Genomic DNA, 19,900 nt, shown 5'->3' with positions numbered 1-19,900 from the left:
CACAGGAATGACCATGCCGGAATTGCCAGAAGTTGAAACAGTGGCACGCACCTTGCGTCCTCATGTGGAAGGCTGCGTCATCACGGGTGCAACCCTGTTGCGCGATTCAAGCCTGCACCCCCTGAGCCTGAAGCCCGAGGATCTGCAGGGTTGCGTCATTACTGGCGTGGGCAGACGTGGCAAGCTGCTGCTGCTTGAGCTGGACGCCGCAAAAGCCGTCAGGGCTGACCTGCGCGACGCAACCGGCCTGCGCCTTGCCCTGCACCTGCGCATGACGGGCCGCCTCATGACCTATGCCGCCCATACCGCGCCCGGCCCGCATACGCGCTGCGTGTTTGACCTCACGGATGCGCAGGGGCGGGAACGCCGCCTTTTTTTTGATGATGTGCGGGCCTTTGGCCTGCTGCTGGCAGGAACGCCGCAAACCATGCAGCAGTGGAGCTTCTGGCGGGAGCTTGGCCCTGAACCGCTGGAATTGACGGACACCGCCTTTTCCGCCCGGCTCGACGGCAAAAATTCGGCCATCAAGGCAGCGTTGCTGGATCAGAAGGTCATTGCGGGAGTGGGCAATATCTATGCGGACGAAAGCCTGTTTGCCGCAGGCATCGACCCGCGCCGCAAGGCGGCCTCGCTCTCGGCGGCGCAGCGCAGTCGTTTGCTGCACAGTCTCAAGGATGTGCTGGAGCTTTCCATATCGCAGTGCGGCAGCTCCATACGCGATTACCGCGATGCCAACGGCAATGTGGGGGCTTTCCAGAACAGCTTTACCGTCTATGGCCGCAACGGTCAGGCCTGCAAGGCCTGTGGCCGCGCACTTGAAAAAATCAAGGTGGCTGGCCGCGCCACCGTGTACTGCCCTCATTGCCAGAAGTAGCGGTTTGCGCGCGGTTGCTTCTTTCCCCTGCAACACTGCCGACCGTCAAACTACTACCCCTTCTAGGAGCTGTTTCTCAATAAATGATTTTGTGCCGAGGACAAGGAAAACAGTGTTTTTTACGACAGAAGTGGACTCTTTCTGTCCATGACTGGAGTAAAAAAGCTGGCTGACGCAGGGATCGGACAAAAGAATTATTGAGCAGCATCCCTAGGGTGCAGGCCTCACGCGAATATTGCGCCGTGCCGCCCGGCCCGCATCGTCCACCACCCTCACGCTCACATCACCTGTCGCGGCCTGCCAGAGCAGCGGCTCGCCCGGTGCGGTGCTGCCCACATAACTATCGTTGGCAAACCAGAAAAGTTCGTTCACACCAGCCTCGGCATGGGCCATAAAAACCATGCTGCCGTTTTGCGCGTCTGTTGTGCGGCGGTAGATAAGCCCGCTCTTGGGCTGAATGATGGTGGGCGGCTGACCGGAGATTTTTTGCTCGCGGCGGCACTGCTCCTCAAAAGGCGGTGGCGGCGGCTTGGGCATGCCCGCGCGGGCGAACATGCGGGCCAGATCGCTGGGCCAGAATTCCCACACGCGCGGCTCTGTGCGGCCATCCTGCGGGGCGCAGGCCCGCAGACCGCTGGCCTTGTCTATCAGGATGGTGCGGAAAACGCCCGAGGGCGCCACGGGCGACACACCGGGGATGAACCATGTGAGCGTGGTTTCCGGGCAGAGGCTCGTATCAAGGTCGCCAGTTGCCACGCAGACGCGCAGTTTTTCCACATTGAGGCTGGGGGCCGGATCGCGGAAGGGATCTGTCATGGGTTCCGCTGCCGTCAGCTCGCGGGCCATATCCATAAACAGCGGCGCGGCCACCATGCCGCCCACCAGCAGCGGATTGGCGGTATTGTTGAAATTGCCCACCCACACGGCCAGCACATAGGGGCCGAACTGTCCCACGGCCCAGGCATCGCGAAAGCCGTTGGACGTGCCGGTTTTGAGCCGCACGGGCAGCACAGCGCCGCCCTGCGAGCGGGCCATCTTGTCCGGATCCGGCGCTTCCAGCATGGAGAGGGTCACAAAGGCCGCCTCCGGCGTCAGCAGGGGCAGGGCGGGTGCTGACGGCGCTTCGTCCGTAAGAAAACGCAGGGGCCGCCATACGCCCTTGTTGGCGAGCATGGCATACAGGCCCGCCAGTTCGCGCATGCTCACTTCCGCTCCGCCAAGCACCAGCGACAGGCCGTAGTGGTCTGCGCCATCGGCAAACTCCACCCCGGCGCGATGCAAAAATTCATAGAGGCTTGGGCGGGTCAGTTTGGCTGCGAGGGTTATGGCTGGCACGTTGCGGCTGGCGCGCAGGGCTTCTGCCGCAGAAAGGGGGCCACGGAACGCGCCGTCATAATTTTCCGGATCATAGCCTGCAAAGCTGTGCGGCGTGTCTGCCAGCAGGCTTTGCGGATGGATAAGGCCCTGCTCCAGTGCAAGAGCGTAGATCATGGGCTTGAGGGTGGAGCCGGGGGAGCGCCGCGCGCGAGTGCCGTCCACCTGCCCTTCGATGGATTTGTTGAAAAAGTCGGCGGATCCAGCCAGCGCGCGGACTTCCATACTGGGCCAGTGCAGCAGGAGGGCCGCGCAGTTGGTGAGCCCGTAGGCGCTGTGCCGCGCTGCAAAACGGGCAAGTTGGCGCTCTATGCGGCGTTGGGCCGTGGTGTCCAGCGTTGTGCGCAGTATGTCTGCGCCGGGGCGCTGCAACAGTTCGGTGCTGAGATGCGGCGCGATAAAGGGCATGTCCTGCGGGCTGTAAACGCGCAGAGGAGCGGATTCCTTTTTGCCGAACCACGTTTCGTTGAGCCTGTGCACGGCCTGGCTGAATGCCTTGTTGTCGCGGGCCGGCCTGCGGCGGGATGGGTTTTGCGGCACCAGCATGAGGGCGGCGCTTTCCGCAGGGGCAAGCTGAGCGGCTGTTTTGTGAAAGTAGCACACCGCTGCCGCACCCAAACCTTCCACGTTGCCGCCGTAGGGTGCAAGGTTGAAGTAGGCCTCGAGGATTTCTTCCTTGCTGTAATGCCATTCCAGTTGCAGAGCCAGCAGCATCTGCCGCAGCTTTGCCCCCATTTTTCCGGTTTCCAACCCGTATGCCAGGCGGGCCACCTGCATGGTGATGGTGGAGCCGCCCATGCGGCGGCCCCCCGTTACTATGCCTGCGGCGGCGCGGAAGAGCGAAAGGGGATTGATGCCGGGGTGGTGCCAGAAGAACCTGTCCTCGTAGCGAAGAACGGTGTCCACGGCAGCAGGGGGAATATCCGCCAGCCGTGTGCGGATGCGGTATTTCTGATCGGCGGAAAGGCTGACCCGCATGATGCCGCCGCGTTTGTCCAGCACCATGCGCGAGAACTCCACTCCCGCCAGTGGATGAGGGCAGGGGGCAAAGGCCAGCCAAAGCAGCAGGGCCGCCAGCGGCAGAGCCAGCAGGCCCGCCGCAACTGCCAAACGCCTTCTGCGCCGCAGCAGGGCACAGAAGGCGTCAGGCATATGGGCAGCCCGGTTCCGCACAAGCGGCAAAGCCATACGGAACCGGGCCAGAAGTTTATTCGACAGTGACATTACCGCCGCCCGTGCGGGCGTTTACAGCCGGGTTGTACATGGCTTCCGCCGTGGCTGCGGGCAGTACAAAGCGCCCTCTGGAGGCCGCCCGCACCTTGTAGGTAAAGGTCTGTCGGTCGCCGTTCAGATCCACAAAGAAGATGCCCCTGTCCTCGCGCCGTTCGTAGCGCACCAGCCCGTCCTGCGGCTGACTCTGGCCGTTCTTTTCCAGCACGGGTTCAAAGCCGCCGGGCAGCAGATCCAGCAACACAACGTTGTTGATTTCTCCGCTGGCCTGAACCGCCAGTTCAACTGTGATGACATCGCCAAGTTTGGCCGTGGTAATGGCCTCGCCTTTTGAGTCAAGGTAGCGTCGTTGCAGGCTGATGCCATTGGAGGCATCGCTCATGACCGCGCGGTCAAAACCTTCTGTGGTTACCAGCAGGCTGAGCAGAGGTTCGCCCTGCGGCATTTCGACGCGGTAGCGGGTGCAGCCCGGCGCATCAAGAACAAGCGCTCCGCCAAGGGGCGATGCCTTGCCCTCCGCCGGGGTAAAGCCCTGCGCGTACTGCTGGCAGGTCAGGCTCAGGCTGTCCGCTTTGAGAGCAGTTGCGTCACCCATGGCCAGCAGGGTTCTGGCCACAAGGCCCATATCCACAGTGGTGGCGTAAGTGCTGATGGCGCTGTCCAGCAGGTCGGCCATGCGGAGCTGTTTTTTCTTTTCCGGGAAGTGACGCACCACCATGAGGGCGTGCAGCGCCCGGACAGCGCCGTTGCTCATGAATTCGTCATCGCAGCGGGTGAGTACCGCAGGCATGCGCTGTTCGGCCCTGCGCCGTAAGCGCAGCATGTCATAGCTGTCCGCCAGGAAGGCGGCGGCTATGTCGTTTTCCCATCCTCTGAAGTTGTCCTTGAGCCACTGCTCGATGCGCTCCAGATCCTGCGTCATGATGCGGCCATCACGTTGCAGAATCCAGGCTCCATAGAGCTTGACGCGGGCATCGGCCATGTCTGTGGGCGAGCGGCCCACAATGGATTCAAGGGTGTCGAGCAGGTTGTGCGAAAGGCCTTCAGGCGTGACGGTTCCGCTGTCCCGCAGGGTCAGCAGAAAGTCCGCCGAGTAGGCGGTGACAAAGTCGTTGGGCGTACCGCTGGGCCACAGGCTTACCCCTTCATACTGGGTAAAGTTGCCCATAATCGCGCTCAATGCGGCGCTGATGACCTTGTTGCCGCGCTTGAGCATGGTTTCTGGGCTGGTGTTGGGGCTGCGCAACACCTCGTGCCGTGCCTCGGGCGAACCCAGCAGGGCCGCATAGGGCATGGCGCGGCTGATGAGCTGCTCCGTGCAGCCGTATGGGTAGGTGTTCAACCTTGTGAGCAGGGAACGCAGGGCAAGCACGGGCATGGCGCCCACGTTGGCCTGCCCCTGAGCTTCAAAAGGATACAGGTTGCGCTGCACGTCAACGCTTGTGGGGCCGCGCAGCGGGGTAACGCTTTCTGTACGCAGACGCGGCATGGGCGGGCGTATGGAGACAGTCTGCGTGCGGATAACGGGCTTGTCTGCTCCGGCTTTGTCTGCCTTGGGATTTTCAAGGCTTGCCGTAAAGCGCACGGCGGCTTCGCCAAGGGTATCCTGCGCCCGCATGCGGAAGTTGATGGTTGCCTCTCCGTTTTCGTCCACGGTCACGGTTTGGGGGGCGGGTTCCTGAGCAAAGGCAAGACCGCCGGAGCTGCTTTCCATCTTTACGCGTACCCGAGCGCCGGGGCCGCTGCCTTCGACTGTGTTGGCCACAACCAGTGCGCCGTCAAACTCGTCGCCGGGGGCGGCAGCCAGCGGCAGCAAGGGTTTGAGAATAAGCGTGCCGCGCACTTCCATGGAAGCCTCTGTTCTGCCCGCCAGGGCAATGCCCTGCTTGGGGGCGGCGCTGCCCACGGCCATGATGCGGATTTTGCCGCTGGCGTACTGCGGCACGGTAAAGCGCACCTCAGTACCCTTGGCGTCCACGGGCACAATTTCCTGCCACAGAGCAAAGGGCGGCTCGCCCCTGCGTTTGAAAGGATTGAGGAAGCGCCCGCCGGGGCCGGACATGTCGCCGCCGAAACCGGGAATACGGCCACGCAGGCGCGCATGGTCGGGCATGAGCAGGTCAAATATCTGGGCGGTGCTCACATCCAGCGCCCGGTCGCCCAAAAGGTCGCGCAACGGGTCTGGCGTGGTAAATCCCGTGAGTTGCAACACTCCTTCATCCACGGCAAAGATCAGCGCGCGGCCCGGCACCCGGGAGGTAAGCCGCACGGTGACAGTATCGCCCGGCAAGGCGCGCGCCGGGGCGGTGAGGGCAAGGCCCAGATCGCGCTGGTCAATGCCCGCCATAAAGGGAGCCACGGCGACCACGTGCGGTTTCATATAGACCACGTCCGAATCCAGCGAACGGGCGTAGGAAACGTTTACATAGCCCCGCCCCTGGAAGTCATCGGGAATGCGGATCTCCTGCACGCTTTCGCCAGCCTGGGCCGTGAACCATGCCTGAGCCAGCACGTTTTCGCGTTCAATGGTTATGAGGCCCGCGCCCGCGTAGGGCGTGGAAATGCGCATCTTGATGGTGTCGCCGGGGGCGTACTGCTGCTTGTCGAGCTTGAGGCGCAGATCGCCCTTGGCAAGGGATTCGGTGGAAAGTGCCGAAGGCTGGGCAAGCCTGTCGCCAGCCACCGTGTAGGGAATGACCGCCAGCACGGCCCCGTCTGTCTGACGCACGGTGAGCAGAAAATCACCCGCATCAGTGGTGGGCAGGGGCAGGGAGAGGCCCTGCGTTCCGAAATCAAGAGTTTTGCGCGCCAGTTCCGTATCGACGGGCGTGGCGTCATAGCGGTATTCGCCTCTGGAATCCGTCACCAGACTGTTGACGTAGCGCCGGGCAGAAAACACGGCTTCGGCTTTGGCAAGGTTTACGGGCGCAAGGTCGTTGTTCAGCACCAGCAGGCGCAGGGATGCCTTGGCGTTTTGCGGAATGTAGTCAAGGTTGTTGACCTCGCCTTCAGGCTTGTAGCCAAGGGCCACCGCCAGAGGCGAGAACAGCGCATCAAGCTGGCGGGTAACGGCCCTGCCGCCCGCTGGCTCAAAGCCTTCTATCTGCACAGCCCCGCGCAGGGTACCGGCCTGCAACCTGCCCAGAGGCAGGGCAAAGGCGGCTATGCCCTTGCTGTCGGTAAATGCGGCGGGCAGCTCCAGCGACTGGCCTTCGCCCTCAAAGCCCGCAGGCTCATAGAATGTATAGTCTTCGTATCCCGCAAAGTGCAGGCGGCTTTTTTCCGTGCGCAGGGTGGCCTGAACCCGGTGATTGACCGCAGGTTCGCCATACAGATTGTCCAGCCGCGCCTGAGCCTCCACAGCCGGGGCGTCCTGCCCGGTGCGTATCCAGCCCTTGGGCGCTGCGGGCGTAAACGAGGCCGCAAGGGCCAGGGTATCGGGCTGGAATTCTTCAACACGCACACGGGTGCTGCCCAACACGGGTGAAGCGCCGGATCTGGCGGTGTCGCCCGGCAGGCGTACATCCAGCTGGTACGAGCCCACGGCTGCATCTTCGGGGCAGGCCCAGTCAAAGGAGTTCAGGCCGTCATCGCCCACGGTAAAGGCGCGGCGCATGACCTCCGCCCCGGTGGGGCTGACAAGCACCGCCTCCAACGGCAGACCGGCGGGCATGGGCTGCCAGTCAAACCGTCGCACAATGCAGCCAAAATGCAGGGTTTCGCCCGGCAGGTAGATGCCGCGCTGGCTGAAAACCGAGGCGCTCAGGCCATCCGCCGAGGTGTGGCGACCAGAAATGGCAAAGTTGCTGTAATCCACCATGCGGGTGGCATCGTCCAGCGAGAGCCATGCCAGATCCTGCGGGCCAGTATCTTTGCCCGCATCAGCGGCCTTTCCGGCTGCGGGGGCCAGAGCCACCACGGCCACGGGGCGTTTTTCGCGTTCAAGGCCATTGGCGGGCGGCAGGTCGGCGCGGCCCTGCGCGTTGGTGACGGCGCTTTGCAGCGGCAAACCGTTAAGGCCCAGCAGGCGCACTTCCGCGCCTTGCACGGGCTTGCCGGTGCCCAGATGCTGCACAAAGACCGTACGCGCTCCGTCCCCCGCCATTTTAACGGTCAGGCCCATATCTGTGACAAGCAGCAGGCGGGCAGCGTAGGCAATGGATTTATCGCCGTTGTACCCGGTCAGCTCTATGCGCATGAGGCCGTGCACCGGCTCCTTGCCGCCGCGCAGCAACGGAGCCAGATCAAGCACGGGAAAGGATGAAACGCCTGCCTGTTCCTTGCGAACTTCAATGCGGCCTTCCACCACATCGCTCATCACGTCCATATCTGCCGTGGGGTATTCAAACCCCGATTCTTTTGCGGCAAGGGCCAGAAAAGGATCGCGGACGCGCTCGGCGCGCCAGGCCACGGAGGTAAGGCCCGTGGCGTAAATATCCAGTTTTTTCTGCCCGCTCAGGGTCAGCACGTTGCCGGGCTGCAAAAAGCCCACTTCGGTGCCGAGGGAGGGTACAGTCATGATAAAGCGGCGAACCTGCGCGGTTTCCGGCCCTGCGGTGGAGGGCAGGCCCTTGTCCACTGCGGCCAGCAGGCCGCGCCCGGCCTCTGCGGGAATGCGCAGCAGGATGCGGTCTGCCGGTTCATCGGCTGCCTGCATCAGCTCCGGCTTGAGGCGAGTGCCATTTTTAACGTCTTCAGGGCTGATGGCGGGCATTTTTGTCCAGTCAGCATCTTTCCCTGCCTCGGCGGTGAGCTTGCGGGGCAACTGGATAAGCTCAAGCTTGCGCAGCAGCTCTGTGGGCAGAACGCGCAGGGTGGTTTTGACCTCGAGCTGAAATTTCTTGTCCAGCTTGTCGTCATAGACGGGATTAATAGTAATTTTAGCCACATCCATCAGGCGGGCGCGTCCGGTGATGGAGAAGAGGGCCTCCACGCTCGGCGGAGCCTTGGCATCTTTTTTAGGGGCGACAACCACGCACTTGCCTGAACCTTCGGTAAAGGCGGGCAAACCCTTGATGCTGATGCGGGCGGCGGCGTTGTTTTCCGGGAGGGCTGTGACGGGCGCGGTGACGACCACCTCGTCGCGGCGTTCGTTCCACACAAGGCGGGGCGCGCCGAGGGCAAGGCCGCTTTTGGCATCGCTGGGGGCAATGGTGATGCGGCCATCCATATCCTGCGTGCCCACGGGCCAGATAAAGCGCAAGGGGACGGAAACGGCATGCGCGCCCTTGGGCGAGGGATCAATCCAGAACGTTTCCTTGCCCACGCGCACGGCCTGTGGCTGGGTGGCGTACACGGCTTGCCGCTTGAGAGAGAACCGCCCCGGCAGGGACATTTTTTCAAGAGAAATAGTGTAGCGTGTATCGGGCGTCAGATGTTCTTTGGGAGTGAACTCCATGGTGGAGTCGTCAACCCAGCGCCACACGCCAGCCACGGGAGGAGTCATGCGCACGCCGTCCACAACGCGGCCTTCCTCCCCTGCGGGGGAAGAGGCGCACTGGCGCGACCAGTCCGCACCGTATTCTTTTTTGCAGCGGGCTTCATCCACCTGAAAAGTTATGGAAAACCCTTCGCGGCGCAGCCAGTTGTCCTCCTGCGGATTGCTGGGCGCGGCCACCCGATAGGCCGGCCCGGCCAGCGCGGGAGCGGTTTGCAGAAAAACAGCCAGAATTATGAGCAGGAAACGCAGTGGCGTTGTCGGCATGATTCCTCCGCAGTGCGGTAAAGGGCAGGAGCGAAAATCCGGTGCCCACATGGCCCGGAGCGCTGCAAAACAGGTGGAATTATGAAGGAAGCGCCCCCTAACGCTACGCGTTAACAGGTGCTATGCTATGAATGCCGGATTCGGCAGTATTTGTCTACGGCGGTCATGAAAGGGGGACGGGTGCTGCCGGATCACGCCGGGGGGAGGCGCAATCCGCAGAAGATGAAGGAATGTGCTGGGCCGCGCAATCTGCACGTACAGGAAAATGCGCATAATCGCGCCGCCTTAGTCCGCCATCCTAGTGCGCCAGCCCTGGGCAGGCCCGGTCTTCAAGGCTGTCCGCATTGAGCCACATATGGCGGATGATGCCGTCCACGAGGCCTATCTTGGGTATGACAAGCTGCTTTGCGCCCGACATGTCGACTACGCCAAGGAATATTTCCAGTGCCGGAACAATAACGTCCGCCCGGTAGGCGTTGAGGCTGTATTTTTCCATGCGCCCTTCCAGCGGCAGGGCCAGCAGATCCTTGTAGAGGGCGCGCAGTTCCGGCGCGCCAACGGGCTTGCCGTCCCGTTTTTCGAGCAGTTTTGAAACCTTGTTGATATTGCCGCCAGAGGCAATGACGCATTCCGGCGCGTAGGTTTCGCCCAGCCTGCGCATTTCTGCGGCAAAGCGTTCGCGTTCACGAGGGTCCACGGCTTTGGCGAGGATACGCACTGTGCCGAGTTGAAAGGAAAAAGCTTCTTGCAGCTTGCCATTGCGCAGGGCAACCACCTCTGTGCTGCCGCCGCCCACATCCACATACAGGGCGCTGTCCACATCGGTGTATCTGGCCAGGGCATTGGCGTTAAAGAGAATCTGCGCTTCTTCCAGCCCGCTGACGATATCGATGCGCAGGCCTGTTTTTTCGCGCACAAGATTTATGATGTCCTGCCCGTTGGCGGCATCGCGCATGGCGCTGGTGGCGCAGATGCGGTAGTGGTCAACCCCGTAGGCCCGCATGATGTGGGCAACGCCGATCATGGCGTCCACAAAGGCAGCCTGCTTTTGTTCAGAGATGGCCCCGTAAAGGAAAACATCCGTCCCAAGGCGAATGGGAATGCGAAGGTAGGCATTTTTTTTGACTGGCTTGTCGGGACTCAGCTCTTCAACATTGCTGATGAGAAAGCGTATGGCGTTGGAGCCCACGTCAATGGCGGCAAGCATGCTGGGTTTCACTCTGTCTCCTCTGGAGCATTTAACACTTGAAATACTCGCTTACGGCAGGCGAAGCCTGTCTGCTCGCATTTCGCGGCAAGGATTTTCTGAAAAATCCTTGCAGAGCAGTTAACTCACTTCATTCGTAAACTGCTCTTTCGGCAGTGGGTGAAATGCCTTGCGGTAGTTACCACACGCCCTGAGGCGCGGTTCGGTAAGACTACACCAAGACCGCAGGAATATACACTGGTTTTTAGGGCGAGGGGTGCAGGAAAGCCTGCGCCTTCAGGGCTTCTTTACACTGCCTGCATGTCGGCGCGGATTTTTTCAGCGCTCATGCTGAGCAGCCAGACCTTTGAATGGCAAGCAGCTCTATGGTTCGGCCATAGCGCCAGCCGTTTCGTCGCGCGTGGTAGCAGGTGCCGTGCGCATCGGTTTTCGGTTTCTGGCTGCGGGTGCCCGCGACTTTTTGGCTCGGCTGGTTTCGTTCTGAGCGGCAGGCGCATCTGCCGCAGGGCGGGCGGCCATACGGCTGTAATATTCGTGCAGTACCGTTTGCGAGCGGCAGGGGGCCACGGATTCGCCCTTGCTGTATTTGTTGACCCCGGTGCCGTCAAGAATGCGGGCTTTGACGTTATCCGCCCACTGAATATCAAAAATATCCCGCAGGTTCTGGCGCAGGGCCGGGCAGTGGACAGGGGCAGCAACCTCCAGCCTGCGGTCAAGATTGCGGGGCATCCAGTCGGCGCTTGAAATATAGGCCAGTTCATTGCCGTTGTTGCAAAAGAGCGCAATGCGCGCATGCTCGAGAAATTTGTCCACAATGCTGATGGCCCGGATGTTTTCGCTCAGATCCTGAACCTGCGGCTTGAGGCAGCAGGCGCTGCGCACGATAAGGCGTATTTCCACCCCGGCCTTGCTGGCGCGGTAAAGCAGCCGGATCATGGATTCATCGGTAAGGCTGTTTAGTTTTACGTGGATGTACGCCTTTTTCCCGGCTTTGGCATTGCGTATTTCTCGCTCGATGGCGTTGGTGAAAAAGGCGCGCATGCACTGGGGGGCCGCCACCAGCTCCCGACACGAAACCGGCTTGTGCGAGGCATTAAGAAAATTGAAGATGGTGCGGGCGTCTTCCGCAAATCCGGGATTGGCGGACAGAAGGCCCATGTCGCTGTACAGGCGCGCCGTGTCTTCGTTGAAGTTGCCGGTGCCGATGTAGACATAGCCTGTTTTTTTGCCGCCCTCGGTGCGCTCCACAAGAATGACCTTGCTGTGCACCTTGAGGTCTTTGAGGCCGTGGATGACGCGCACCCCGCCCTGATGCAGCATGTCGATGCTTTTGACGTTGCGCTCCTCGTCAAAGCGGGCCATGAGCTCCACGCATGCCGTAACCCTTTTGCCGTTCTGCGCTGCGTTTATAAGGGCGTTGATGATGCGTGAATGGTCAGCAGTGCGGTACAGGGTGATGGAGATATCCGTCACCTTGGGGTCGATGGCCGCCTCGCAAAGAAATTCCACCACATGATTGAATGTATGGTAGGGAAAGTGCAGCAGAATGTCCTTGCTGCGCACCACTTTGAGAATACTGGAAAAGGGTTTGATGTCCGGATGGGTGAGGGCGGGCATGACGGCGTTTTCCAGATCTGGGCGCACACGCGGAAAACTCATGAGACTGCGCATCATGTGGTAGCGTGCGCCGGGGTCAAGCTCGCTCTTTTTGAGGTTGAGCTTTGAGGCCAGCAGAAAGAGCAGGTCTTCGGGCATGGCGCTGTCGTAGATAAGGCGCACCGGGCGGCCCCGCAGGCGGTGTTCCAGCCCTTCTTCCATTTTTTCAATGAGGCTTTTGGACACGTCGTCGTCAAGGCTCAGCTCCGCATCGCGCATTACCTTGAAGGTGTATGCGGAAATACGGTCGTAGTTGAACATGAAGAAAATATTGTTCAGGCACAGCCTGATGATGTCGTCCACAAAGATGATGTCGTGGCAGCCGGGCGACGAGGGCATTTCCACAAAGCGCGGGCAGGCCGCGTTGACGGGGATGCGCAATACCGCATAGCGGCATTTGCCGGGCGCTGCGTCTGATTCCATCTTGACGGCATGGTATATCTGGCTGTCTTGCAGAAAGGGCAACCTAGCGGATTTGTTCAGAATAAGCGGAACAAGCTGCGGATAGACCACGTTGCCGAAATAGCCACGGCAAAAGGCATCTTGGCCTTCGCTAAGTTCTGTTTCATCGCGCACCCGTATGCCCTCGTGCTCCATGGCATCCAGCACTTCCTCGTAGGTTTCGCGAAAGGCCATTTGCGCGGTGGCGGCCTTGTCGTTAACGCGCTGCAAGGCTTCATCCGGCGTTAAGCCGCCCATGAGCAAGGGCTTTATCTTGCTCTTGGAGCGGGTGAGCCGCACAAGGGAAGCCACGCGAACCTTGATGAACTCGTCCTGATTGCTGGAAAAAATACCCAGAAAGCGCAGCCGCTGCATGAGCGGCGTGGAGTGGTCGCGGGCTTCCTGCAATATTCGTTCGTTAAAGCTGAGCCAGCTCAGTTCCCTGTTGTTCATAACAGCCGAAGGCTTCATCGTGTACTCCCGTGGCATTGACGTAAACATCAGGGCAATAACTACCCGCGCTTACGACTGTTATGTATGATGGATTTGTTACAATTGCGTGGCGCAAGCCCGTATTTGCCGATGCGCGGGCAAGGCTTTGCCGCATTTGCCGCGCACCAAATAAAAAGGGCGTCCGCCTGTGCATGGCGGACGCCCCGATGGGTCTTGCACTGTCAGTCTAGTGCTAGCCGCGCTTCATGTCGGCCACCAGCTTGCTCAGGGTGTTCGCCTGAGTTGCCAGATCCGCCACAGAGCCGGAAGCGGCGTTCATGGCGTGCGCTGTCTGCTCGGAGCGTTCATTGACCTCAAGAATGGACTTGTTGATCTCATCGCTGCTTGCGGACTGTTCCTCGCTGGCAGTTGCGATGGCGCGTACCTGATCGGCTGTGGAAAGCGCGTTGTTGACGATCTCGCGCAAGGCTTCGCCCGACTTGTTGGCAAACGTTGTGGCGGTTTGCACCTGCTCAAGGGCGTTGTCCATGCTTTGCACGCTCTTGGATGTGCTTTGCTGGATGGCCGCAATGGCGTTGCCCACATCGTTGGTCGAAGCCATGGTCTTTTCCGCCAGTTTGCGCACTTCATCGGCCACCACGGCAAAGCCACGTCCGGCCTCGCCAGCGCGGGCGGCTTCAATGGCGGCGTTGAGGGCCAGCAGGTTGGTCTGGTCGGCTATGTCTGAAATAACGTTCATGATGCGGCTGATGGCTTGGGCATGTTCGTTGAGCGTACCCATGTCGCCCTTAAGCGCCATGGAAACCGAATGCACCCGGTCAATGCTTTGCAGGGCCTGCTGCACGATTTTTTCACCGTTTTCGGCATTGGCTCTGGTCTGGTCAGACATGTCTGAAGCGGACGAGGCATTGCTCGCCACCTCGCGTACGGTGGCGTTCATCTGGTTCATGGCGGTGGCGGCATCGCCGAGACGCAGGGCAGACTCGCTCGAAAGGTGGTTGGCCTGACCGATGTGGGCTTCAAGCTCGTTTGAAGCGGACGAGATCACCTTCACCACTTCTTCCAGTTGCATGGCGGCAGAGAGCATGCCCTCGCGGCGGGCGTTTTCCGCCTCCTTGCGGGCGGACTCTGCCTGCTCTGTGGCGGCTTTTGCCAGGGCGGTCTGCTGTTCGGCCTCCTCGCCTTTCTGGCGGGCGGTGGTGATCATTTCCTGCAGATTACTCACCATGTTCAGCAGGGCAGCGTGCAGCTCGGCCAGTTCGCCGTAAAACTGCCGGGCGTCAAGGTTCACGTTGAGATCGCCGGTGGCGACCTTGTCGGCCTCCTTAACAATAAGGCTCAAGGGCCGATTGATGGAGCGCGCTATGACCCAGGCGATCAGCAGCATGATCAGGGCCACGCTGAGGGTAATGATTACGCTGGCGCGCACGGCGGTATTGGTGGCCGCAAGAATTTCTTCCTCAGACTGGAGCATGAGGATCTTCCAGCCGTGCGGCGTGGTGAGCACATTGGCGCGTACTTCGTGCCCGTTTATAACGGTTTGCAGCATGCCGTCCTTGGTGCCAAACAGCTTCACAAGGCCGGGATCCTGTATGTCCTTGCCAATGATCTTGCCCGTCAGATCCTTGTTGCGCGGGTCGCAGAGGATGCGCCCCGTGTTTTCAAGCAGCATGAAGTAGCCGGTCTTGCCGAAATTGAGTTCGGCAAAGCGCTGCGACAGGCCGTTGAGCGAAACGTCGATGCCCAGAACGCCTGTAAAGTCGCCCCGGCGCGAAAACATTTTGTGCGTGATGGCCACCACCAGTTCACCAGTGATGGAAAGGTAGCTGTCGGCCAGGCCGACCTTTTGCGACGAAGCCGCGCGCTGCGTGTACCAGGGGCGCTTGCTGGTATTGTAGCCAGCGGGCACCTTGGTATTGTCGGCAGAGGTCGCGTAGCTGCCGTCAGTGTAGCCTGCGTAGGCTTCCACGTAATCTTCGGAGCCCTCGTCAAGCCGCACCAGCGGCTGAACAGTTTTGAAGGCATCTACCGAAAGATCGGCCCGAAGAAAAACGTCCGCCTCTTTATTGTTGGAGAAGTTGGGGAAAAGACCCACAGCTTCAGCAATGTAAGGTTCCTGCGCGAGCAGGGCAACATCGCGTTCCGCCCCGCTGATGAATGTTTCCACATAGTTGTTCATGAGGCGCAACTGGGTTGAGGAATTGGAAATATAGCTTTCCTCGGCATTGTTGCGCATGGTCATGATCATGAAGGGCAGGGTGCCTGCTGCCATCACAATAATTGTAAAAAGGAATCCAAGAATAACGCGCAGTCTGATAGTCATAGCAAGGCTCCTGCTCAATCTGAAGTGGACATGCGTCCAGCCTGGCGGATCTGACGCTAATAAAACTATCGGTTTGTTTTTCAGAAGCTTAATATCTGAAATACAAATGTAACATGAAAAAAACGATGGGGGGCAAGGGACACATACGTACTATCCCCCGTGCGTGCAAGAGGGGCAGGTCGCACTTGCCTGCTGCCCATGAGTGCGTATACCGTCAGATTGCAATACGGCAGCATCCGGTGTTGCTGCGCGGTCAGGCTGCGCACCGCCGGTTAATCAAAATTAAAGATCGGGAAGGTTTACATGAGTGCAACAAGCTTTTGGAGCAAGTGCAATGTGTCGGGCATTGCCCATAAGGGCGAAGAGTTCCTTAAATTTGTTGGGCCTGGGCTGCTGGTGACAGTGGGTTTTATCGACCCTGGCAACTGGGCCGCCAATCTGGCCGCCGGGGCGGAATACGGTTATTCCCTGCTGTGGATGGTGAGCCTTTCCACCTTTATGCTCATTGTATTGCAGCACAATGCTGCCCATCTGGGTATTGTGACGGGCAAATGCATGGCCGAGGCCATAACGGAGTATTTTCCCTGCACCATTGGTCGGCTTGTGCTGTTTAGCGCCTTTGGCGCTTCTGTCATGACCAGCATGGCAGAAATCCTCGGAGGGGCCATTGCCCTGCGTATGCTCTTTTCCATCCCCCTGCCCATTGGCGCAACTCTCACGGCATTGCTTGCTGGTGCCCTTTTGCTGTTCAATTCGTACAATAAAGTTGAAAAGTGGATCATCGGTTTTGTGTCGCTGATCGGCATCGCCTTTTTGTATGAACTGTGGCTGGTGCCCGCCGGGTGGCTCCCCCAGGCTGCCGTGGGCTGGGTGATGCCAGCCTTTCCCGAAGGTTCCATGCTGGTGATCATGAGCGTGCTCGGCGCGGTGGTGATGCCGCACAATCTTTTTTTGCATTCCGAAATTATTCAGAGCCGCCAGTGGAATCTTGAGGGCGACGCCTTTATTAAAAAAAGGCTCGACTATGAATTTTTTGACACGCTCTTTGCCATGCTGGTGGGTTGGGCCATCAACAGCGCCATGATTATTCTGGCTGCTGCGGTGTTCTGGACAGCGGGGGAGCACGTGACGGAACTTGAACAGGCCCGCGACCTGCTCAAGCCCCTGCTGGGCGACAGCGCCTCCGTGATTTTTGCCGTGGCCCTGCTGTTTGCCGGGGTGGCCTCGTCCGTCACATCGGGCATGGCGGGCGGCATCATGACCTCGGGCATGGCGGGCGAAGCCTACAACACCAAGGACAAGCACAGCGTCATGGGCATTGTTGGCTCGCTGGGATGCGGCCTTGTGCTCATTTGGCTAACCAGCGATCCCTTCAAGGGCTTGCTGCTTTCGCAGATGGCTCTTTCGGTACAGTTGCCCATCACCATGATTTCGCTGGTGGCGCTGACATCGTCCCCCAAGGTCATGGGCAAATACGCCAACGGCAAGGGCACAAAGCTGCTGCTCTACACGCTCGCAGGCATCGTGACCGTGCTGAACATCATGCTGCTCTTCAGCGCGCTGGATTAGCGACGCTTCGGAGACCACCCACCATATGTCCCGGACAGCGGACACAATATTGTATTGCCGTGCGGCTATAGTACAATATTGTTTGGACTCCGACTGGAGGTGAACTGTAAATTAAGATACATATCGGTATGTTGAGCAAGGCCTTTCATCGGCATGTTCCTTGCTCTACCCAGAGCGGTTCCCAAACTTTTTGCGGAAAGAGGCACCATGAAAAGGCTTGAACATCTCATGCAGGCATTGCAACAGCAGGAGGACATCCCCGTCATGGGCAAAACCGACCTGCTGCTTTATGCCCCCTGTCCGGTAAAGCTTGTGGTCAAGGAGCGCATCGAGGCCATTGCCGCAGCGGCAAATCCGCCTCTGACGGTGCATATTCCCATGGGCTGCACCTCGGTTGATCCTTACGACCCGCTGTATATGGAATCTGATGCAAACAAATTGCCCGCCGTTATAGCGTCCATTGGCTACGGCGACTTCTGGCGCGGCGAATTTGTGCGGCGTTTTGTCAGCACGGGCATATTTGAAAGCGTCCAGCCCCGCGTGCTGAACCCCCTGTATGCCGATGCCGGGCTGATTGACCCTGCCGGGGCCTATACCATCTACGGTGTGACCCCGTACATTTTTCTGGTAGACCACAAAAAGCTGAACGGCCTGCCAGCGCCGAAAAACTGGGCAGACCTCATGAACCCCCGTTATCGCGGGCAGATTGTCATGTGCGGCGATGGCGACGACATGGCCGACGCCGTGCTGCTCAACCAGTACAAGGATTTTGGCGAACCGGGCGTTACCGGGCTTGCCGCCAACATCAAAAGCTTCATGCACTCCTCGCGCATGGCAAAGGTCTGCGGCACCGCCGCGCCCGATGCCGGGGGCATCTTTATCATCCCCCTGTTTTTTGCCGAGAGCACCAAGCTGCCGGAGCATGTGGAAATTGTCTGGCCCGAGGACGGCGCAGCCGCAAGCCCTCTCTATCTGCTGGCAAAAAAATCAGAAAAGGCGCGTCTGGCTCCGGTGTTGGATTTCTTTGCCAATGGCTTTGGCGGCATAGACAGCGCCGCCTGGTTCATCCCCGTGGACGGTTCGCGCCCCTCGCAGCTGCCCGCAGGGGCAAAGCTCAAATGGGTGGGCTGGGATTTTGTGGAAAGCAACGACGTGAACAGCCTGCGCGATATTCTGGCCCTGAAGTTCCGGCGGTTGCAGGCGGGCACGGCATGCGTCTCATAACCGTGGCGGGGCCGCCCTCGTGCGGCAAAACCTCGCTTGTGGTCAGGGCTGGTGCGGCCCTGAAGGCGCGGGGCGCGACCTGCGCCGTCATCAAGTTTGACTGCCTGCAAACCCGCGATGACGAACTTTACGCGGCGGCGGGCATTCCCGTTTCCGTTGCGCTTTCCGGCGGGCTCTGCCCCGACCACTTTTTTGCCACCAATCTGGAAGAAGCCTTTGCCTGGGCCGCAAAAACCGGGGCCGACATCTGCATTATCGAAACCGCAGGCCTGTGCAACCGCTGTTCGCCGCATCTGCGCGGGGCTTTGGCCCTGTGCGTCATCGACAACCTCATGGGCATAGACGCGCCGGAAAAAATCGGCCCCATGCTTCGGCTGGCCGATGTGGTGGCCGTGACCAAGGGTGATCTTGTTTCGCAGGCAGAACGCGAGGTCTACCGCTACCGCATCCGGCAGATGAACCAACGGGCCGTTATCCGGCACGTGAACGGTCTGACAGGGCAGGGTTGCGCGGAGCTTGCCGCCATCATGGCCATCGCGCCGGACATTGCCTCCGTTACCGACATGCGGCTGCGCTTCGCCATGCCCGCTGCCATCTGCTCCTATTGCCTGAGCGAAATGCGCATTGGCGCGCGTTACCAGAAGGGCAACGTCAAAAAGGCGGAATTTGGAGAAGGTCATGGAGCGTGAAAACATGGAGCTGGCCCTGCGCAGTCTGAGTCTGACCCCAGGCCGCGACAAGGCAGGCCAGCCGGAAAAGACGGAGATTCACTTCCGCCCCGGTGAAATCACGGCCCTGCTGGGGCCAACGGGCGCTGGCAAGAGCCGCTTTTTGAGCGATATTGAATCACTGGCCGCAGGCGATACCCCAACGGGCCGTACCGTGCTGCTCAACGGCGCAGAACCCGATGAAGACACGCGCTTTGATCTACAGGGGCGGCTGGTGGCCCAGCTGACCCAGAACATGAACTTTGTGCTGGACATGGGCGTGATGGATTTTTTGCGCACCCACGCTCTGAGCCGCGAGGTGGCAGACCCCGAAGCCGCTGCGGCCAGAGTTTTTGCCGCCGCCAACGAACTGGCTGGCGAATCCTTTCATGGGAGCACGCAGCTAACCCAGCTTTCCGGCGGGCAGTCGCGCGCCCTGATGATTGCGGATACTGCCCTGCTCAGCTGGTCGCCCGTGCTGCTCATTGACGAAATTGAAAACGCCGGAGTGGACAAGCGCAAGGCCCTTGATCTGCTGCTGGCCTCGGACAAAATTATTGTCATGGCAACGCACGATCCCGTGCTGGCACTGGCGGCAGACAGGCGGCTGGTGTTCGAGCAAGGGGCCGTGGCAGCTGTGCTGGGGCGTACCCCGGCGGAAGATGCCCTGCTGGCCCGACTGGAAGATATGGAACGGCACTGGTCTGACGTGCGCGAGGCCCTGCGCAAAGGGGCGGATATGTCGCCCTGGGGTATTTAATTGGTATTTTTCGCGTTGGAAGCGCCCCACACCAATAGCCAGTTGTTTTACTTGCAGTTTTGTCAGGCCTTATCTGAAAGAGGGACAAGAGCAGAATGTGCAATGTGTATAATGCAGAGGCCGTCCCAAGGGACGGCCTCTGCATTTGCATATCTTGTGAGGTGAAAGTTATTTTTTTTCAAACATTTCGATCTGGGCGACCACCATGCGGCTGAACACGGCGGCAATGCTCTCTGCATCCACAGTGGCGGAGCCGGAACCGGCAAAGGCTTCGGCCACCTTTTGCGCATTGCTCACCATGGTGGAAAAAATCTGCGGTGTCACAGTAGCGTTCATGGCGCGTTGGTAGGTGGAATCCATATTTTTTCCTTTCAGGCA

Annotated in this window: 11 protein-coding genes; 5 read left to right on the top strand and 6 right to left on the bottom strand. The window is 59.9% G+C overall.

Annotation, left to right across the window (positions count from 1 at the left end):
• Positions 1 to 13: 13 nt before the first annotated feature.
• Positions 14 to 874, top strand: coding sequence for a bifunctional DNA-formamidopyrimidine glycosylase/DNA-(apurinic or apyrimidinic site) lyase (mutM, locus tag ACUZ9P_RS01310; RefSeq protein WP_449248336.1), 861 nt, complete (start codon positions 14 to 16; stop codon positions 872 to 874).
• A 210-nt stretch (positions 875 to 1,084) separates the two neighbouring features.
• On the opposite strand, the gene pbpC is transcribed toward mutM, so the two are convergent.
• The 5 genes from pbpC to ACUZ9P_RS01285 all read right to left on the bottom strand — a co-directional run bounded on the left by pbpC (position 1,085) and on the right by ACUZ9P_RS01285 (position 15,262).
• Positions 1,085 to 3,472 carry a penicillin-binding protein 1C gene (gene pbpC, locus ACUZ9P_RS01305; RefSeq protein WP_449248335.1) on the bottom strand — a complete coding sequence of 796 codons (2,388 nt, stop codon included), beginning with the start codon at positions 3,470 to 3,472 and terminating at the stop codon, positions 1,085 to 1,087.
• Entirely contained in the window at positions 3,456 to 9,182 is a 5,727-nt protein-coding gene (locus tag ACUZ9P_RS01300; protein WP_449248334.1) for an alpha-2-macroglobulin, read from the bottom strand. Before ACUZ9P_RS01300 ends, pbpC begins: the two co-directional genes overlap by 17 nt.
• A 298-nt stretch (positions 9,183 to 9,480) precedes the next feature.
• Positions 9,481 to 10,401, bottom strand: a complete 921-nt coding sequence (locus ACUZ9P_RS01295; RefSeq protein WP_449248333.1) for a Ppx/GppA phosphatase family protein — start codon at positions 10,399 to 10,401, stop codon at positions 9,481 to 9,483.
• Positions 10,402 to 10,752: 351 nt separating this feature from the next.
• Positions 10,753 to 12,957 carry a polyphosphate kinase 1 gene (ppk1, locus tag ACUZ9P_RS01290; protein ID WP_449248332.1) on the bottom strand — a complete coding sequence of 735 codons (2,205 nt, stop codon included), beginning with the start codon at positions 12,955 to 12,957 and terminating at the stop codon, positions 10,753 to 10,755.
• A 214-nt stretch (positions 12,958 to 13,171) separates the two neighbouring features.
• Positions 13,172 to 15,262, bottom strand: coding sequence for a methyl-accepting chemotaxis protein (locus tag ACUZ9P_RS01285; protein WP_449248331.1), 2,091 nt, complete (start codon positions 15,260 to 15,262; stop codon positions 13,172 to 13,174).
• Between the two features lie 303 nt (positions 15,263 to 15,565).
• Here ACUZ9P_RS01285 and ACUZ9P_RS01280 point away from each other — a divergent pair, with 303 nt between their 5' ends.
• The 4 genes from ACUZ9P_RS01280 (at position 15,566) to ACUZ9P_RS01265 (ending at position 19,522) form a co-directional block, all read left to right on the top strand.
• On the top strand, positions 15,566 to 16,831 hold the full coding sequence (locus ACUZ9P_RS01280) for an Nramp family divalent metal transporter (RefSeq protein ID WP_449248330.1): 1,266 nt from the start codon (positions 15,566 to 15,568) through the stop codon (positions 16,829 to 16,831).
• Between the two features lie 207 nt (positions 16,832 to 17,038).
• Positions 17,039 to 18,055, top strand: a complete 1,017-nt coding sequence (locus ACUZ9P_RS01275; protein ID WP_449248329.1) for an ABC transporter substrate-binding protein — start codon at positions 17,039 to 17,041, stop codon at positions 18,053 to 18,055.
• Positions 18,043 to 18,744, top strand: a complete 702-nt coding sequence (locus tag ACUZ9P_RS01270) for a GTP-binding protein (protein ID WP_449248328.1) — start codon at positions 18,043 to 18,045, stop codon at positions 18,742 to 18,744. Before ACUZ9P_RS01275 ends, ACUZ9P_RS01270 begins: the two co-directional genes overlap by 13 nt.
• Positions 18,734 to 19,522, top strand: a complete 789-nt coding sequence (locus ACUZ9P_RS01265; RefSeq protein ID WP_449248327.1) for an ATP-binding cassette domain-containing protein — start codon at positions 18,734 to 18,736, stop codon at positions 19,520 to 19,522. Before ACUZ9P_RS01270 ends, ACUZ9P_RS01265 begins: the two co-directional genes overlap by 11 nt.
• A 168-nt stretch (positions 19,523 to 19,690) precedes the next feature.
• Here ACUZ9P_RS01265 and ACUZ9P_RS01260 read toward each other — a convergent pair whose 3' ends face one another.
• On the bottom strand, positions 19,691 to 19,882 hold the full coding sequence (locus ACUZ9P_RS01260; RefSeq protein ID WP_022659567.1) for a hypothetical protein: 192 nt from the start codon (positions 19,880 to 19,882) through the stop codon (positions 19,691 to 19,693).
• Positions 19,883 to 19,900 lie beyond the last annotated feature (18 nt).

The organism is Desulfovibrio intestinivivus (assembly GCF_053570665.1).
This window is presented reverse-complemented; position numbering and strand designations above follow the sequence as displayed.

Bases quoted from the DNA above. Each gene is read 5' to 3' on its own strand.
- mutM (WP_449248336.1), top strand. From the start codon at position 14: ATGCCGGAATTGCCAGAAGTTGAAACAGTGGCACGCACCTTGCGTCCT.
- pbpC (WP_449248335.1), bottom strand. From the start codon at position 3,472: ATGTCACTGTCGAATAAACTTCTGGCCCGGTTCCGTATGGCTTTGCCG.
- ACUZ9P_RS01300 (WP_449248334.1), bottom strand. From the start codon at position 9,182: ATGCCGACAACGCCACTGCGTTTCCTGCTCATAATTCTGGCTGTTTTT.
- ppk1 (WP_449248332.1), bottom strand. From the start codon at position 12,957: ATGAAGCCTTCGGCTGTTATGAACAACAGGGAACTGAGCTGGCTCAGC.
- ACUZ9P_RS01285 (WP_449248331.1), bottom strand. From the start codon at position 15,262: ATGACTATCAGACTGCGCGTTATTCTTGGATTCCTTTTTACAATTATT.
- ACUZ9P_RS01280 (WP_449248330.1), top strand. From the start codon at position 15,566: ATGAGTGCAACAAGCTTTTGGAGCAAGTGCAATGTGTCGGGCATTGCC.
- ACUZ9P_RS01275 (WP_449248329.1), top strand. From the start codon at position 17,039: ATGAAAAGGCTTGAACATCTCATGCAGGCATTGCAACAGCAGGAGGAC.
- ACUZ9P_RS01270 (WP_449248328.1), top strand. From the start codon at position 18,043: ATGCGTCTCATAACCGTGGCGGGGCCGCCCTCGTGCGGCAAAACCTCG.
- ACUZ9P_RS01265 (WP_449248327.1), top strand. From the start codon at position 18,734: ATGGAGCGTGAAAACATGGAGCTGGCCCTGCGCAGTCTGAGTCTGACC.
- ACUZ9P_RS01260 (WP_022659567.1), bottom strand. From the start codon at position 19,882: ATGGATTCCACCTACCAACGCGCCATGAACGCTACTGTGACACCGCAG.